The organism is Paramagnetospirillum magneticum AMB-1 (genome assembly GCF_000009985.1).
Lineage (GTDB): Bacteria > Pseudomonadota > Alphaproteobacteria > Rhodospirillales > Magnetospirillaceae > Phaeospirillum > Phaeospirillum magneticum.
The window spans coordinates 3,459,610-3,476,125 of sequence record NC_007626.1; the positions used below are offsets into that span (position 1 = coordinate 3,459,610).

13 protein-coding genes and 2 pseudogenes are annotated in these 16,516 nt (G+C 66.9%); 5 read left to right on the forward strand and 10 right to left on the reverse strand.

Translation table 11 applies throughout. The annotated features are described in order from the left end of the window. Positions 1-84: 84 nt before the first annotated feature. Both serA and AMB_RS16135 read right to left on the reverse strand, forming a co-directional pair. Positions 85-1,665, reverse strand: coding sequence for a phosphoglycerate dehydrogenase (serA, locus tag AMB_RS16130; protein ID WP_011385558.1), 1,581 nt, complete (start codon positions 1,663-1,665; stop codon positions 85-87). An 88-nt stretch (positions 1,666-1,753) separates the two neighbouring features. Beyond that, positions 1,754-2,932, reverse strand: a complete 1,179-nt coding sequence (locus tag AMB_RS16135) for a phosphoserine transaminase (RefSeq protein ID WP_011385559.1) — start codon at positions 2,930-2,932, stop codon at positions 1,754-1,756. A gap of 163 nt (positions 2,933-3,095) precedes the next feature. Here AMB_RS16135 and AMB_RS23515 point away from each other — a divergent pair, with 163 nt between their 5' ends. Both AMB_RS23515 and AMB_RS16145 read left to right on the forward strand, forming a co-directional pair. Next, positions 3,096-3,881: a YkgJ family cysteine cluster protein gene (locus AMB_RS23515; RefSeq protein WP_050750740.1), complete on the forward strand. Its 786-nt coding sequence runs from the start codon at positions 3,096-3,098 to the stop codon at positions 3,879-3,881. Beyond that, positions 3,871-5,676, forward strand: a complete 1,806-nt coding sequence (locus AMB_RS16145; protein ID WP_011385560.1) for an ATP-binding protein — start codon at positions 3,871-3,873, stop codon at positions 5,674-5,676. Before AMB_RS23515 ends, AMB_RS16145 begins: the two co-directional genes overlap by 11 nt. A 15-nt stretch (positions 5,677-5,691) precedes the next feature. On the opposite strand, the gene AMB_RS16150 is transcribed toward AMB_RS16145, so the two are convergent. Both AMB_RS16150 and thiD read right to left on the reverse strand, forming a co-directional pair. Then, positions 5,692-6,480 carry a PhzF family phenazine biosynthesis protein gene (locus tag AMB_RS16150; protein WP_011385561.1) on the reverse strand — a complete coding sequence of 263 codons (789 nt, stop codon included), beginning with the start codon at positions 6,478-6,480 and terminating at the stop codon, positions 5,692-5,694. Next, the gene (gene thiD, locus AMB_RS16155; protein WP_043744842.1) at positions 6,477-7,283 is read right to left on the reverse strand and encodes a bifunctional hydroxymethylpyrimidine kinase/phosphomethylpyrimidine kinase; all 807 of its coding nucleotides are present in this window, start codon (positions 7,281-7,283) and stop codon (positions 6,477-6,479) included. Before thiD ends, AMB_RS16150 begins: the two co-directional genes overlap by 4 nt. A gap of 190 nt (positions 7,284-7,473) precedes the next feature. On the opposite strand from thiD, the gene AMB_RS16160 reads away from it, so the two are divergent. Further along, on the forward strand, positions 7,474-7,665 hold the full coding sequence (locus AMB_RS16160; protein WP_148207440.1) for a hypothetical protein: 192 nt from the start codon (positions 7,474-7,476) through the stop codon (positions 7,663-7,665). 46 nt (positions 7,666-7,711) lie between these two features. Here AMB_RS16160 and glmM read toward each other — a convergent pair whose 3' ends face one another. The 3 genes from glmM to AMB_RS16175 form a co-directional block, all read right to left on the reverse strand. Further along, positions 7,712-9,067, reverse strand: coding sequence for a phosphoglucosamine mutase (gene glmM / locus AMB_RS16165; RefSeq protein ID WP_011385564.1), 1,356 nt, complete (start codon positions 9,065-9,067; stop codon positions 7,712-7,714). A gap of 123 nt (positions 9,068-9,190) precedes the next feature. Then, positions 9,191-9,502: a hypothetical protein gene (locus AMB_RS16170; protein WP_011385565.1), complete on the reverse strand. Its 312-nt coding sequence runs from the start codon at positions 9,500-9,502 to the stop codon at positions 9,191-9,193. A 43-nt stretch (positions 9,503-9,545) separates the two neighbouring features. Further along, positions 9,546-10,208 carry a hypothetical protein gene (locus AMB_RS16175; protein WP_043744845.1) on the reverse strand — a complete coding sequence of 221 codons (663 nt, stop codon included), beginning with the start codon at positions 10,206-10,208 and terminating at the stop codon, positions 9,546-9,548. 618 nt (positions 10,209-10,826) lie between these two features. Between AMB_RS16175 and AMB_RS16180 the strand changes: the two genes are divergently transcribed. Further along, the gene (locus AMB_RS16180) at positions 10,827-11,339 is read left to right on the forward strand and encodes a DUF4405 domain-containing protein (protein WP_011385567.1); all 513 of its coding nucleotides are present in this window, start codon (positions 10,827-10,829) and stop codon (positions 11,337-11,339) included. A 250-nt stretch (positions 11,340-11,589) separates the two neighbouring features. After that, positions 11,590-11,853 carry a hypothetical protein gene (locus AMB_RS16185; protein ID WP_011385568.1) on the forward strand — a complete coding sequence of 88 codons (264 nt, stop codon included), beginning with the start codon at positions 11,590-11,592 and terminating at the stop codon, positions 11,851-11,853. Between the two features lie 191 nt (positions 11,854-12,044). Here the strand turns inward: AMB_RS16185 and folP are convergent. From folP to tilS, 3 genes and pseudogenes are all read right to left on the reverse strand, one after another. Next, a pseudogene (folP, locus tag AMB_RS26915) lies at positions 12,045-13,216 on the reverse strand (dihydropteroate synthase). Beyond that, positions 13,188-15,052, reverse strand: a pseudogene (gene ftsH, locus AMB_RS16195) (ATP-dependent zinc metalloprotease FtsH). Before ftsH ends, folP begins: the two co-directional pseudogenes overlap by 29 nt. A gap of 96 nt (positions 15,053-15,148) precedes the next feature. Further along, positions 15,149-16,480, reverse strand: coding sequence for a tRNA lysidine(34) synthetase TilS (gene tilS / locus AMB_RS16200; protein ID WP_011385572.1), 1,332 nt, complete (start codon positions 16,478-16,480; stop codon positions 15,149-15,151). Positions 16,481-16,516 lie beyond the last annotated feature (36 nt).

A 16,516-nucleotide genomic window follows, 5' to 3' on the forward strand; every position in this document is an offset into this window, starting at 1 on the left:
AGACACGGGGAAGGGCATCAAAAAGCTGGGGGCCGCGGCGTCACCGCCGCGCCCCCCCTTGCCGGTATCAGGAATGAACCGGGATCAGGCGAAGGTCAGGAACTTGGCCTGCACCACCTGGGGCAGGGCCCGGACCTTTTCCAGCAGGTCGTTGGAGACCGGCTGGTCCACCTGGGTCAGCAGGATGGCGTCGCCGCCCGCCTCGGAACGGCCGAGGTGGAAGGTGGCGATGTTGACGCCGTTGGCGCCCAGCAGGGAGCCCAGGGCGCCGATGAAGCCCGGCTTGTCCTGGTTGGTGACATAAAGCATGTTCTGGCCCAGCTCGGCCTCGATGGAGATGCCCTTGATCTCCACCACGCGGGCCTTGTTGCCGCCGAACAAGGTGCCGGCCACCGAACGCTCGCGCTTGTCGGTGGTGACGGTCAGGCGCACCAGGGTGTGATAGTCACCCTCGGACTCGGACTTGACCTCGGAGACCTTGATGTTGCGCTCCTTGGCCACCACGGGGGCGTTGACCATGTTGACGGCCTCGTTCATGGGCTTGAGCAGCCCTTCGAGGACCATGGCGGTCAGCGGCTTGGTGTTGAGCGAGGCCACGTGGCCCAGATACTCGATCTTCACGTCCTTGATGCCGGTCTCGGTCAACTGGCCGGCGAAGCTGCCGATCTGGTTGGCCAGCGTCATGTAGGGGCGCAGCTTGGGCGCGTCCTCGGCCGACACCGACGGGATGTTCAGCGCGTTGGTGACGGCGCCGGTCAGCAGGTAATCGGCCATCTGCTCGGCCACCTGCAAGGCAACGTTTTCCTGGGCCTCGGAGGTGGAGGCGCCCAGATGCGGAGTGCAGACCACCTTGGGATTGCCGAACAGGGCGTTTTCCTTGGCGGGTTCGGTCTTGAAGACGTCCAGCGCGGCACCGGCCACCTGGCCGGACTCCAGGGCCGCCAGCAGGTCTTCCTCGACCACCAGGCCGCCACGGGCGCAATTGATGATGCGCACGCCCTTCTTCATCTTGGCCATGGCCTTGGCGTCGATGATGTTGCGGGTGGCGTCGGTCAAGGGCGTGTGCAGCGTGATGAAGTCGGCGCGGGGGAACAGTTCGTCCAGTTCCACCTTCTCGACGTTCAGCTCCTTGGCGCGCTCGACGGAGAGGAAGGGGTCATAGGCGATGACGCGCATGCGCAGGCCCTGAGCGCGGTCGGCGACGATGGCGCCGATATTGCCGCAGCCGACGATGCCCAGCACCTTGCCGGTCAGCTCGACGCCCATGAAGCGGTTCTTTTCCCACTTGCCGGCGTGGGTGCTGGCATTGGCCTCGGGAATCTCGCGGGCCAGGGCGAACATCATGGCGATGGCGTGCTCGGCGGTAGTGATGGAATTGCCGAAGGGGGTGTTCATCACCACGATGCCGCGCGCCGTGGCGGCGGGCACGTCCACGTTGTCGACGCCGATACCGGCGCGGCCGACAACCTTGAGGTTGGTGGCGGCGGCCAGGATCTCGGTGGTGACCTTGGTGTTGGAACGGATGGCCAGACCGTCATACTGGCCGATGATGGCCTTCAGCTCGTCGGGAGCGAGGCCGGTCTTCACGTCGGTTTCGATGCCGCGATCCTTGAAGATCTGAACGGCGGCGGGGCTCAACTTGTCGCTGATGAGAACCTTGGGCATCTGGACTTCCTCGAGTGGGAAAAGGGCTCACATGGAGTTCGGGCGCCGCCTTTTTGAAAGGCGGCGCCCGGTTCACGGTGTTTTCGGCTTAGGAGACCTTGGGCTCGAACTCGGCCTTGACCTGGGCGAAGGCCCAGTCCAGCCAGGGCAGGAGCTTTTCCACGTCACTGGTTTCCACCGTGGCGCCGCCCCAGACCCGAAGGCCGGCGGGAGCGTCGCGGTAGGCACCGATGTCGTAGGCCACCCCTTCCTTGTCGAGCAGGGTGACGATCTTCTTGGCCGCCGCCGCCTGGTCATCGGGCGACAGCTTGGCGAAGAACGGCGCCTTGACGATCATGCAGATGGAGGTGCAGGAGCGCACCTTGGCATCGTCGGCCAGATTGGCGGCCCAGGCGGACTTGTCCAACCAGGACTGCACCGCCTTGAGATTGGCTTCCGAGCGGGCGATCAGGGCCTTGAGGCCGCCGATGGACTCGGCCCACTTCAGGGCGTCGATCTGGTCTTCCACGGCGATCATCGAGGGCGTGTTGATGGTCTCGCCCTTGAAGATGCCTTCGATCAGCTTGCCGCCCTTGGTCATGCGGAATATCTTGGGCAGCGGCCAGGACGGCTTGTAGGTCTCCAGCCGCTCGACGGCGCGGGGGCTGAGCACCAGCATGCCGTGAGCACCCTCGCCGCCCAGCACCTTCTGCCAGGACCAGGTGACCACGTCCAGCTTGTCCCAGGGCATGTCCATGGCGAACACGGCCGAGGTCGCGTCGCAGATGGTCAGGCCCTTGCGGTCGGACTTGATCCAGTCGCCGTTGGGAATGCGCACGCCGCCGGTGGTGCCGTTCCAGGTGAACACCACGTCGCGGTCGCAATCGACTTCCGCCAGATTGGGCAGGGTGCCGTAGGGCGCCTTGAACACGCGGGTGTCTTCGATCTTCAGCTGCTTGGTGATGTCGGTCACCCAGCCCTCGCCGAAGCTTTCCCAGGCCAGCGCGTCGATGCCCCGGGCGCCCAGGAGCGACCACATGGCCATCTCGACGGCGCCGGTATCGGAGGCGGGAACGATGCCGATGCGGTAATCGGCGGGAATGCCCAGCACGGAACGGGTGCGGTTGATCAGCTCTTCCAGCTTGGTCTTGCCGATCTTGGCGCGGTGCGACCGGCCGACAGGCGTGTCCTTCAGCGCGTCGACCGTCCAACCGGGTCGCTTGGCGCAGGGGCCGGAAGAGAAATTGGGATTGGCGGGCTTGGCAGCCGGCTTGGAAATTTCGCTCATAAGATGTAACCCTCCCTCGCAGAAGGGACGCGGCCCGTTGGGGGACCGTGGCCCGGGCGGAGTGTATGAGGGCGCCGATGGATTCGCAACGAAGCATTTATCCGGCGTGCATATTCCTTGCCGGTGGTGGCGGCCCCGGCAAGGCCTTGCTATCTTCGCCGCCATGACCAGCCCATTCGACGCCGCCGCCGCCCTTCGCGCCATGACCTCGACCGCCCCGGCGGGCGGCACCTCGCCCGTTCGCGATGCCTCGTTCGACGCGGTCCGCGCCCTGGTAGGCGCCGCCATGGCCAAGGGGGCCGACGCCTCCATCGCGGCGGTGGGCGAAGCCCAGGCCCTGGCCGAGGGCCTGTGGGCCCAGGTCCGGGCCACTCCGGCCTTCGCATTGGGCACGCCCAAGGCCGCCTGCGGCAAAGGCTGCGGCTGGTGCTGCCACCAGCGGGTGGGCGCCACCGCCACCGAGGTGCTCTACATCGCCCAGGCCCTGCTTCGGCGGCCGGAGGGGGAAGCCCTGATCGGGCGGCTGGACGCCTGGAGCGGCGGACGGCCCTGCGTCTTCCTGGTAGACAACGCCTGTGCCATCTACGACATCCGCCCGTTCAAGTGCCGGGGCCTCTATCATACGGATGCGCGCTGGTGCATGGGCACCTATGCCAAGCTCGACGCGCCGCTGTTCGGCCCGGCTCCCTCGCCCGAGCATCAGGCGCCGCCCAAGGACGTGTTCGACGGCGCCGTGTTCGGGCTGGCCCATCCCCTGCACATGGCCGGGCGCGATTGCCCCGGCGTGGATTTCATCCCCGCCCTGAAAGCCGTCATTCATCAGCCCGACGCAGCGCGGGCCTGGTGGCGGGGCGAGACGGTGTTCCCGCCCGAGGTTCGCCTTCACGACTGGTTCCCGCCGGTCAGGGGACGCGGCAAGCCTCTCAAGGTCAAGGGCCGTGGGCGCTGACGACGCCTCCATCGATACCAGGGTGCGGGCCGAACAGGTCCGCGTCCTGGCCCGCAACCTGCCCTTCACCGCCCTGACCGGCACCGCCATCGCCCTGTTGGCCGCCCTGGGCGCCGCCCCGGTGGCCGGCGAGATGGTCTGGTGGTGGGCGGGAGCCTTCGTGGCGGTGGCGGCGCTGCGGCTGGCCATGCTGCGGTTTTACTGGACTGTGGCCGACCGCGACCGGCGGCCGGATTTCTGGGGGCCTTACATGGCCTTCAACCTGCTGCTGTCGGGGCTGATGTGGCTGATCTTCGGGCTGGCCGCCTTCGACGCCCATGACGCCGGCCACGCCCTGTTCATCGCCGTCATCCTGACCGGCCTGACCGCCGCCTCCCTGGCCAGCCTGTCGGCCTATTTCCCCGGTCAGATGGCCTTCGCCCTGCCGACCATCGCCGGCTTCGTGATTCCCGTCGCCCTGTCGGGGGAACGAGTGATGACCATTCTGGCGGTGATGGCCGCCGTCTTCCTGGTGGTGGTGACCCTGTCGTGCCGGGCGGCGGAGCGGGTGCTGGTCCAGTCCATCCGCCTGCGCTTCGAGAACGAGCGGCTGATCGGCGACCTGCGCCGGGCCGGCGCCGAGGCCGAAGCCGCTAACCGCGCCAAGTCCGACTTCCTGGCGGTGATGAGCCACGAACTGCGCACCCCCATCGCCTCGATTCTCGGCTTCGTGCAACTGGCCGGCATGGCGCCCACCCTGGCCCGGGCCAGGGCGATCCTGCCCAAGGTCGGCCGGGCGGGGCGGCACCTTCTGGCCATCGTCGACGACATCCTGGACATCTCGCGCATCGAGGCGGGCAAGTACGCCCTGGACCTCGCCCCGTTTTCCCTGGACGAGATGCTGGGCCACGTCGAGGACCTGACCCGTCCCCTGGCCGAGGAAAAGGGCGTGGAACTGTCGCTGCAGCACAGTGACGACGCCCCGGCCCTTCTGGTGGGCGACGCGTTGCGGCTGGGGCAAATTCTCATCAACCTGGTGGGCAACGCCGTCAAGTTCACCAGCCGGGGCGCGGTTCACGTCACCGTGCGCACCATGCCCATCGACGAGATCAGCCTGCTGCTGGAATGCGAAGTGGCGGATTCGGGGATCGGCATTCCCGCCGACCGGCTGGAGGCCATCTTCGAGCCCTTCACCCAGGGCGACGGCAGCACCACCCGGCGCTATGGCGGCACCGGACTGGGGCTGTCGGTCTGCCGCACTCTGGTGGAGATGATGGGCGGCGAGATCACCGTGGAATCTCAGCCCGGCCGGGGCAGCGTGTTTCGCTTCTCCGCCCTGCTGGGCGTCGCCGGAGCCCCCCAGGCCCAGACGGAAGCGACCGAGTCCGAACCGGCCCTGTCCCCGGACTTCAAGGCCCTGGCCGGCCGTCGCGTGCTGCTGGCCGAGGACAATCCGCAACTGGCGGAGATCTATTCAGAATTCCTCGGCATGAACGGCATTCAGGTCATTCGGGTGGAAAATGGTGCCCAGGTGGTCCCTTGCGCTCTCGACCCGGCCCGGCGCCCCGACCTGATCCTCATGGACATGGAAATGCCCCAGATGAGCGGCCTGGACGCCACCCGGGCCATCCGCGCCCATCTCAGCCGTGACGAATTGCCCATCATCGGGCTGACCGCCCATGCCTTCGCCTCGGCCCGCGACCTGTGCTTCGCGGCGGGCATGAACGACCAGTTGGTCAAGCCGGTGGACTTTCACCTCCTGACCCGCGCCATCATCCGCACCCTGGGCGCCCCTCCCGCGGACGCCCACGGCTGAGGTGAGGGGCAGCCCTCAGAGTATCAATTGGCCCTGAACGAACGGCCGCGCGCGGCCGCCGATCAGCACCCGCTCTCCCCGGTTCTCCAGCCACAGCGTGCCGCCGCGCCGAGACAGCTGCCGCGCCGTCAGCATGGCCTTGTCCAGGCGCCGGGCCCAGAAGGGCGCCAGCACGCAATGAGCCGAGCCGGTCACCGGGTCCTCGTCCACGCCTTTGCGCGGGGCGAAAAAGCGCGAGACGAAATCCACGCCGCCGCCGCCCGGCGCGGTGACGATCAGCCCCCATCGGTTCAACTGCACCACCCCGGCCATGTCGGGCACCAGCGCCGACACACGGTCGGCATCGTCGAGCACGCACAGCAGATGGTCACGGGTGGCCAGTACCTCACGCGCCGGAGCCCCCAGGATACGGTCGAGTCCCTCGGGAAACACGGCGGGACGCGGCGGGTTGGCGGGAAAATCCAGTACCAGGCGATCGCCGTCGCGGATGACGGCCAGCGGCCCGCTCCTGGAGGCGAACACGACCCGCTCTCCCGGCTCCACATGGTTCAGCACCACCCAGGCCGAGGCCAGGGTGGCGTGGCCGCACAGATCCACCTCGATCCTGGGGGTGAACCAGCGCACCCGCCAGCCCTCCGCCTCCTTGACCAGGAAGGCGGTTTCCGACAGGGCGTTCTGACCCGCTACCGCCTGCATCCAGGCGTCGTCGGGCCATTGGGGCAGCACCACCACCGCCGCCGGATTTCCGGAGAACGGCGCGTCCTCGACAAAGGCGTCCACGTGCCAGAAGGGAAGCGCGCTCATGCCTGAAACTCCTTGACCGTGTGCCCATGGTTGAGGGGGCCGTGGCCGCTTCCCAGGCCGGGGGCGGTCTCGATGGCCCTGACCAGATAGGCCCTGGCCCGCTCCACCGCCTCGACTAGTCCCAAGCCCTGGGCCAGCCCGGCGGCAATGGCTGACGCCAGGGTACAGCCGGTGCCATGGGTCGAACGGCTGGCGATGCGCCGCCCGGTGAAGCGGCGGAGGCCGCCCCCCGCCTCGGCCAGCACATCCACCAGATGGTCACCCTCCAGATGGCCGCCCTTGAGCAGCACGGCCTTCGGTCCCAACGCCAGCAGGTCCCGCGCCGCGCCCTCCATGCCGTCGGCGCCCTTGATGGCGCGCCCCAACAGCACCTCGGCCTCGGGGATATTGGGTGTCAGCAGCCGGGCGCGCGGCACCAACCGCTTGACCAGCGCTCCGGCGGCGCTGTCGGCCAGCAAAGCGGCGCCGCCCTTGGCCACCATCACCGGATCAAGCACCAGGGGCACGGCGGGAGCCAGCTCCTCCAGCGCCAGGGCCACCGTTTCGACGATGGCAGCCGAGGCCAGCATGCCGGTCTTGATGCAGTCGGCGCCGATGTCGCTGAGGACGGCCGCCATCTGCGCCCGCACGAAATCGGGAGGCACCTCGTGGATGCCGCTCACCCCCAGGGTGTTCTGGGCGGTCAGGGCGGTCACCGCCGTTGCGGCAAAGCCCCCCAGGCAGGTCACCGCCTTGATGTCGGCCTGGATACCGGCACCGCCACCCGAATCAGAACCGGCGACGATCAGAACCCTTCCTCGCATGGCCAAGACCCTCTTCAATCAAGAGATTTAATGCTTTTGACACATTTTTAATAGGGATACCCATAAGCTGCATTCGGGTGACATTTTGTAGCGGCAGCTAAAATAAGGTGTTCACCCTCTTGTGCGCCGCAATATGGGTGCGTATATTCGCCTATACGAAAGCATGGTTACACATCCCACGAGGCACATCATGCAGTACAGATGGGAAGAGATCGATCAGCTTGCCGAGATTCTCGAGGCGGAAGTTGCCGGCCATCCGGTAGACGTCGACCGCGCCCGCGAATTAGCCGAACGCCTAGTCCGGCTGTGCCCGGACATCGCCCGGACCATGAGCCGGGTGGTGGAGCGCTTCGCTCCCGAAGCCGCCACGGCGGCGGCTTAACAGCCGGGATCAAGGCAAGGGGGCAGAAGCCCCCTTTTTTACGCCCTCAGCCCGCCGCCCGGCGGATGGTCTCGACGATGGCATCGACCGAGGCCTCGACCAGGCCCTCGTCCTCGCCTTCGGCCATCACCCGGATCAGCGGCTCGGTCCCCGACTTGCGGATCAGCAGACGGCCCTGCCCGGCCAGCTTGGCTTCGGCATCGCGGATGGCGGCCTCGACGGCGGGCGCGGCCAGCACCTCGGCCACCGAGCCCTTGGCCACCCGTACATTCTTCAGCACCTGGGGCAGCGGCGTGAACAGGCGCAGCATCTCGCTGGCCGGCTTGCCCGACTGCACCAGCGCGGCCAGCACCTGCAACCCCGCCACCAAACCGTCGCCGGTGGTGGAATGGTCCGACAGGATGATATGGCCCGACTGCTCGCCACCCACGTTGAAGCCGTCGCGGCGCATGTGCTCCAGCACATAGCGGTCGCCCACCGCCGTGCGGATGGTCTTCAGGCCCCGCTGGTCCAGAAAGCGCTCCAGCCCCAAATTGGACATCACCGTGGCGACGATGCCGCCGCCCTTCAGCTGACCCGAGCGGTGCCACAGATCGCCGATCAGCGCCATCAACTGGTCGCCGTCGATCATGTGGCCCAGTTCGTCGCACAGCACCACCCGGTCGGCGTCGCCGTCGAGCGCGATGCCCAGATGGGCGCCATGGGCCACCACCTGCTCGCGCATGGTCTCGGTGTGCAGCGAACCGCAATTCTTGTTGATGTTGAAGCCGTCGGGATTCACCGCCACGGGAATCACCTCGGCGCCTAGTTCCCACAGCACGGTGGGGGCCACCTTGTAGGCGGCGCCGTTGGCGCAATCGACCACGATCTTCAGGCCGTCCAGGCGCAGGCCGCGCGGGAAGGTGTACTTGGCGTATTCGATATAGCGCCCGGCCGCATCGTCCAGGCGCTTGGCGCGGCCCAGATGGTCCGAGCCCACCCGGCAGGATTCCAGTCCGTTGGACATGGAGGCCTCGATGGTCAGCTCGTCCTCGTCGGAGAGCTTGAAGCCATCGGGGCCGAACAGCTTGATGCCGTTATCCTCATAGGGATTGTGCGACGCCGAGATCATCACGCCGAGATCGGCGCGCATGGACCGCGTCAGCAAGGCCACCGCCGGCGTGGGCAACGGGCCCAGCAGCACCACGTCCATGCCCACCGAGATGAAACCCGCGGTCAGAGCCGGCTCCAGCAGATAGCCCGACAGACGGGTGTCCTTGCCGATCACCACCACGTGGCGATGATCGCCGCGGGTGAAGTGCCTTCCCGCCGCCATGCCCAGTTTCATGGCCATCTCGGCCGTCATGGGGTCGGTGTTGGCGGTGCCCCTGATCCCGTCGGTGCCGAACAGCTTGCGCGTCATCCCGTTATGCTTCCCTTCGTCCGAAAGGAGGATTGGATAGCAAGCCGGAAAGGCGAAGGGAAGGAGAAAGGGTTGGGCATCCTGCCCTACGGGTCAGGACGCCCAACCAGCTCGAAAATCAAATCAGGCGAAGCTGGCGATAATGAGCAGCAACCGGTCCACGAGAGTGGCCACCGCCCTCGCCTGCTCAACCGCCTCGGCCGCCGCATCGAGGTCGCTCAGCCGCTTCTTCAACGTCGTCGTCGCCGTTTTCAACTCGCCGACAGCCTGCTCCACTTCCGGTGTCCGGTTGGCAATCGCCACCTGCCCCAGACGGCGGGCCGCAGACCGTATCTCCATCGCCTCGTCGGTAGAGCCGGGTTCCTTGCTGATGAAAAGACGGCCGGAACACTCGTAAAGAGCGGCGACCACCTCATCGATATCCTTGTCTGCCATGTCCCTCTCCTCTTCGCTCCCAGATCGAGATCATTCGCATGCGCTATTTCCGGACTTGCCCGATGGCTTTATTCAGGTCCTCGGCCCGGCTGATGAAAACATCCACGGCGGCGACCACGTCGGCATATTTCTTGGGATCGCGCTTGGATCGGGCAAAGCTTGCCAGTTCCGACACGGCGGCCTTGAACCCGCCGATGGATTGGGAATAGCTGGTGCGGATCGTCCGCAACTCGTAATACGCCGAGGCCTTACCCTTCACGATCGCCAGAAGGGCTTGCCGATCGGCCATCTTGGCCGGCAACAGGTCGTTGTAGGCTTCCACGGCAAAACCGTATTGGCCGGTCGCCCCATCGCCCATGTCCGCCAGGACGATTGCCATGTCCTTATCCATGTTGTCTGCCAGGCGGCCTATGGGTTGCTCCGCCGACAGAATGGCTTCGATCAGGGCATCGGCCTGCTTCTGCTCGATGACCATCTTGCCGATGGTCCCCACCAGGATCGCGATGGGACCGGATGCCTGCTCCAGCTCCTTCAGATTTCCGCCCTTACCGGTCATCTTCGCCACATCGCTTCCGACCGTATTCACCTGCTGCTGAAGCGATGTCACGGCCGACGCGAAGTCGGCTCCCGGCGTCGCCGCGCAGGCCTTGGAAAGGGCGGCGGCATAGGCCTTGAGGGTGGACAGGGCACTCTTGCGCGCCGCCATGTCCGCCGGAGTGAGCAACGAAGTGTTGATTACGCGGCCATCCAGGGGACAGGCCCCCCTCGTCCGGGCTTGGGTCCCGCAACGGCCATATTCCGACCGCGCCACCTCGAGATCGAATTGCGTGCGGTCGCTCGCGACCAAGAAGGCTCTCGGTACGATCCGCAAAATTGGTGGCGGCACTCGAAAACTTCGCCAAGTCGGATGTGAACTGGTCAGGTTGGGCACACCCCACCAAGACGGCCGCCATGGCGACGGCAATTACACGATTGGGCCAGATCATTCTCGCCTCCGTTAAAGTCAAGACACAGCCGAGTCGACCATCAATGCGCAACCAATCGAAATTAGCGCAGGAGTCCATAACTCCTTCGCACACACTCGTCACAATACGCTACATTTATTGATGGTCTATGTGAAGTATAGCATTCTTTATGGTAGAATTAAATAGCTTCTACACCCCTTCAGCCTGCCTGTTCACGAAATTGGGGGCGGACCGGCAAGAAGCGAGGCGGCCGATCGGGAATTGCCGCCCCACCGGATACACTTCCATACAAATCCGACATACAGGGGTTACCGCCCGGCCCTAACCTGAATCCATTCATCGTTGAGCACGAGGGCATCATGAACTATTTCGACAACGGCCTGCGCCGCTACGCCACCCAGGCCACCGCCGTTCTGTCCGTGGTGGTGGGGATTACGGGAGTGATCCTGTTCTTTCATCTGGCCAAGGACCCGGTCGAGGCCATCCATGAATGGCTGGGCATGGGCTTTGCCGCCGTGGCGATTCTGCATGTGATCCGCCATCGGGGGTCGTTCGCCCTGATGCTGCGTCAGCGCCAATTGCACATTCTGGCGGCCATCACCGCCTTGGGCGTGGCGGCTTTCGTCGCCCTGGTACCGCCAAAGCCATCGGGCAATCCCATGGCCCGCCTGGCCCGAGCGGCCGAGCAGGCCCCCATTTCCCAGTTGGCGCCGGTGATGGGCAGCCGCACCGAGGATGTCCTGGCCCGCCTACGTCAGGCCGGTATCAATGCCGAGCCCGGCGACAGCCTCGCCGCCCTGGCGGCCAGCCACCATGTGGAGTCGGTCAAGCTGATCGCCCTGGCGCTTCCGCCCTCCAAGCGGCCAAACTGATGGGCGTTTTCACCCCGTTGCCGTTACAAATCGGAATAGTTTCGCCTTAGACTCCACCAAACTCACCAGTTCTACTCTGCATGGCTGTTGTTATGCGCGGCATGATTTCAAACAGGAGGGGCAGCACGTGGGCACTCAGACGATCAATCTCGCCGATTTCATTCAGGACGCCAGCCAGACCGGAGCGGTCAGGTGCCGGTGGACGGAGACACCTTCTACCTGATCAGCCAGCGGCGGGCTGCGCTATGCGATGTCGCCGCAGACCAAGCTGATGGACAGCGGCTATGTGGGCTATCAGCATGTGGGGGACCTGCGCCTGCTGACCGGCGGCGACGGCACCGCCAAACTCAAGACCGGCACCGCCGCGGCACTGACCCGGGCCAAGTGCATGCTGGCGGACAACCTGATGAAGCCCCAGGCGTGGTTCCGCTTGCCCAAGATCGCCGACGACCACCGCATGAGCCACTACGTCCCCAAGCTGCGCCAGATCGCCAAGGAGCGGAACCAGGCGTAAGGTCGTTCGGGAGTAAAAAAGCCCCGCTTCGCGGCAGGGCTACCGCCCTGACCCGTTCGGAGGCACAGCCTCCGAACCTCCAGCTTCCTTTTATTTCTATGGACTAAAAAGCAGAAGGGTCCGGGAAGCCTGGCTTCCAGGTTGGGGGATCGGGGGCAAAAGCCCCCGAAGTGACGTCCATCCGCAGCCTGCTAAGCCCCGCTCCGCATGGCGGTCCAGATGGCCAGGGCTTGGGCCGTCTCGGGCACGTCGTGGACGCGCAGCACCTGAAACCCGGCATCCAGACCGGCCAGATTGGCCGCCAAGGTGCCGGGCAGCCGGGCCGTCGCAACCTCGTCCCGGCTCAGCCGGGCCACGAAGCTCTTGCGCGACACTCCCAGCAGCAGCGGCAGCCCCAGACCGTGCAGCAGAGCCAGACTCCCCAGCACCTGGGCACAATGCCCGGGCGTCTTGCCAAAGCCGATACCAGGATCGAGGCAGATCCGCTGACGGGCAATGCCCAGGCTTCGCAGTCCTGGACCCGTCGGGCCAGATGGTCGAACACGTCGAGTGGCGCGCAGGCATAGCGGGGCTCCGCCTGCATGGTGCGCGGGTCGTCGCCCTGCATGTGCATCAGGCAAAGATCGGCGCCGCTTCGGGCCGCCACCTTGGGAGACTCGGGATCGCCGAGCAGGGCGGTGACGTCGTTGATGATCCGCGCCCCCGCCTCGACCGCCGCGTCCATCACGGCGGCATGGCGGGTGTCGATGGAGACGCACAGGCCCTTTTCGGCCAGGGCGCGCACCACGGGAAGCACGCGCCGCGCCTCCTCCGCCGGGCTGACCGGATCGGCGCCGGGCCGGGTGGATTCGCCGCCCAGGTCGATGATGGTCGCCCCCGCCTCGGCCAGGGCCAAGCCGCGTGCGATGGCGGCCGTGCTGTCGAAGACCTCGCCACCATCGGAGAAGCTGTCGGGAGTGACGTTGACGATGCCCATGATGCGCGGCCGGTCCAGCTCCAGCCCGCCCCAGGGCTTGCGCCGGCTTCCCATGGCGTGGACGGTCTCGGCCACCTGACGAGCGAGGGCCGGGTCCTCGCCCTCGGCCCAGTCCACCACCTCGGCGAAGGAGGCCACGGCCAGATCGGCCCCGCCCCCAGGACGGCGGGTCGCCACGCCCAGGGCGGTGAAGGCGGCCCAGCCGTCGGCCAGAGGCCAGCCATTGCCGGAAATCACCGCCGCCGCCGCCTGCTCGCCCCACACCAGACCGGTGGGCAGCAGGTAGAGCCCGCCCGCCGATACGTCGAAGCCCCGCGGCAAAGCGGGGCTTCGGGTAAAGGCCGATGTGATCCCTGCCTCAGGCACCGGGCTGCGGCTCCGGATCATAGCCGGGGCGGTTGCCGGGACCGGAGCTGGGCACCGAGGAGCGGCGCGGCGGGTCCTTGGGGCGGTAGTCGCCGTTGTCGCCGCGGCTGATGGGCTCGCCACGGATCAGGGCGTCGATATCCTCGCGGGACAGGGTCTCCAGTTCCAGCAGGCCCTTGGCGATGATCTCCAGTTCGGCGCGGTACTTGGCCAGGATTTCGCGGGCGGTGTTCTCGCCCTCCTCGACGAAGCGCCGCACCTCGGAATCGATCAGGCTGGCGGTGGCTTCCGAGATATCTTGTGCTGGGTCACCGAATGACCCAGGAAGATCTCTTCCTGATTGTCGTTGTAGCGCAGCGGCCCCAGCTTCTCGGAAAAGCCGTACTCGGTCACCAGCTTGCGCGACAGATCGGTGGCGCGCTGGATGTCGTTGGAGGCGCCGGTGGTCACCGCGTCCAGGCCGAAGATCATCTCTTCCGCCACGCGGCCGCCGAAGAACGAGGCGATCATCGCCTTGATCTGCTTGAGCGACAGGGAATAGCGGTCGCGTTCGGGCAGAGACATGGTCAGGCCCAGGGCCCGGCCACGGGGAATGATGGTCACCTTGTGCAGCGGCTCGTGACCGGGCACGTGCATCATCACCAAAGCGTGGCCGGCTTCGTGATAGGCGGTAAGCTTCTTCTCGTCCTCGCTCATCACCATGGAGCGGCGCTCGGCGCCCATCATCACCTTGTCCTTGGCGGCCTCGAACTCGGCCATGGTCACCACGCGCTTGCCGGCGCGGGCCGCCAGCAGGGCCGCCTCGTTGACCAGATTGGCCAGATCGGCGCCGGAAAAGCCGGGGGTGCCGCGGGCGATGATGCGGGCGTCCACGTCGGGGGACAGCGGCACCTTGCGCATATGGACCTTGATGATCTTCTCGCGGCCCAGGATGTCGGGATTGGGCACCACCACCTGGCGGTCGAAGCGGCCGGGACGCAGCAAGGCGGGGTCCAGCACGTCGGGGCGGTTGGTGGCGGCGATCAGGATGACGCCTTCGTTGGATTCGAAGCCGTCCATCTCCACCAGCAACTGGTTCAGGGTCTGCTCGCGCTCGTCATTGCCGCCGCCGAGACCGGCGCCGCGATGACGGCCGACCGCGTCGATCTCGTCGATGAAGATGATGCAGGGGGCATTCTTCTTGCCCTGCTCGAACATGTCGCGGACACGCGACGCGCCGACACCCACGAACATCTCGACGAAGTCGGAGCCCGAGATGGTGAAGAACGGCACATTGGCCTCGCCGGCGATGGCGCGGGCCAGCAGGGTCTTGCCGGTGCCGGGCGGGCCGACCAGCAGGCAGCCCTTGGGGATCTTTCCCCCTAAGCGCTGGAACTTCTGCGGGTCCTTGAGGAACTCGACGATTTCCTCAAGCTCCTGCTTGGCCTCGTCGATGCCGGCCACATCCTCGAAGGTGATGCGGCCGGTCTTTTCGGTCAGCAGGCGGGCGCGGGACTTGCCGAAGCCCATGGCCTTGCCGCCGCCGCCCTGCATCTGGCGCATGAAGAACACCCACACGCCGATCAGCAGCAGCATGGGGAACCACGACACCAGCACGCTCCAGATGGTCGGAGCATCGTCCGAGGGCGGCACCGCCGTGATGCGCACGGAATGGGCGCGCAGCTTGTCGACGATATTGACGTCCTGGGGCATGTAGGTGGTGAAGGGACGGCCATCGGTGAAGTGGCCGTTGACCACGCTGCCCTGGATGGTCACGTCGGCGATAGCGCCGCGATCCACGTCGGAGAGGAATTCGGAATAGGAGGTCTGGCCCGGACCGCGCGGCGGCGAGGACGCCTGGAACAGATTGAAGAGCATCACCAGCAACACGGCGATGATGACCCACAACGCCAGGTTCTTGCTAAAATTCAAGGTAGCGTCCTTCCCGTCAAGTGCTGTACCGGACAACGTCGTCTACAGATAATGCCGATTCCCGCCGGCACAAGCGAAAACGGTCAGAACATGGAGCGGCGAAGCGCGCAAGCTCACCAGGACCCGACCGGCACCCTCCCGGTTATAGCCGAGGTGCGGCGCCGCGAGAATACCCCGCTCATGGTAAAGGGCCGGTAAAGTGGGAATGGCGCAGGTGGGAACCGGTTCGGGCCGCTGCCGTCCCATGGCCGCCAGCACCTTGCGCCGCCCTTCGGGCCCCAGCGCCCCCAGGCGCAAGCCCGGCGGCGCGTCCCCGGCCACCACCGCCTCGAAGCGCCCATCCCAGCGGATGCGGCTTCCCGGAACCAGATCCAGCGGCGGCGCCACCCGGGCGGGCTCACGGCACAGCACCACGGAATCGCCCTGGGGCACGATGCGGCAGCCCGCCAGGGTCCGCGCCGCCTCCAATCCTCCGCACAGCGTGGCGTGAAGGCGTTCCAGCCGTTCCAGGCGCGGCGTATGGGCCTCGCCGCCCACGCTCAGCAGCAGGCCGGCCAGCAGGCGCAGCCCCACCTCGTCGGGCAATCCGGCCAGGGCCTCGGGGCGCAGCCGGCCGAAGCCGGCGGGGTCCAGGGTCACATGCCGGGCGGCGGCCTCGGCCACCATGGAATCGACGGCCGCCTGGGCCCGGGCCAGCCGCCCGGCGGTCTCGGCCAGCCGGCGTGGCGTCATCCCCTCGGCGGCCAGATCCCCAGCCAGATGGCGCAGCCGCACCCGGGCGAAGGCGGGGTTGCGGTTGGAGGGATCGCTGGTCCACTCCTGCCCCCTGTGCCGCAGGGTGGCTTCCAGACGGACACGCGGCACGGGCAACAGCGGGCGCAGCAGGCGCCCCCAGGAGGTCGGACGCTCGGCCGCCATGGCCCCCAGCCCTTCCAGCCCCGACCCCCGGCCGAGGCGCAGCAGCAGCGTCTCCGCCTGATCATCCTGATGATGGGCCAGGGCCAGATGCAGAATGCCCTCGGCGGCGCAGGCCTCGCCCAGCAGGCCATAGCGCGCCGCGCGGGCCGCCGCCTGAAGATCGGCGGCGGGCTTGTCACCCTCCCAGGCGAGAATGCGGTGAGAGATGCCGTCACGGGCCAGCCACGCCCCCACCCGGGCCGCCTCGGCGGCGGATTCGGGGCGCAGACGGTGATCGACGGTCAAGGCCAGAACCTCGCCGCCCCGCGCCTTCGCCCAATCCGCCGCCAGCAGGGCCAGGGCCAGGGAATCGGCGCCGCCCGACACCGCCACCGCCAGACGCGGTGCGGCCTCGAACGGCCCCAGGGGCGCCATCAGGCGGGAGAAGTCGTCGGAGGAAAGCGGCGGAACGGACATGGGTTCTGGTGTCCCCGACCTGTCGGGCACTCGCCC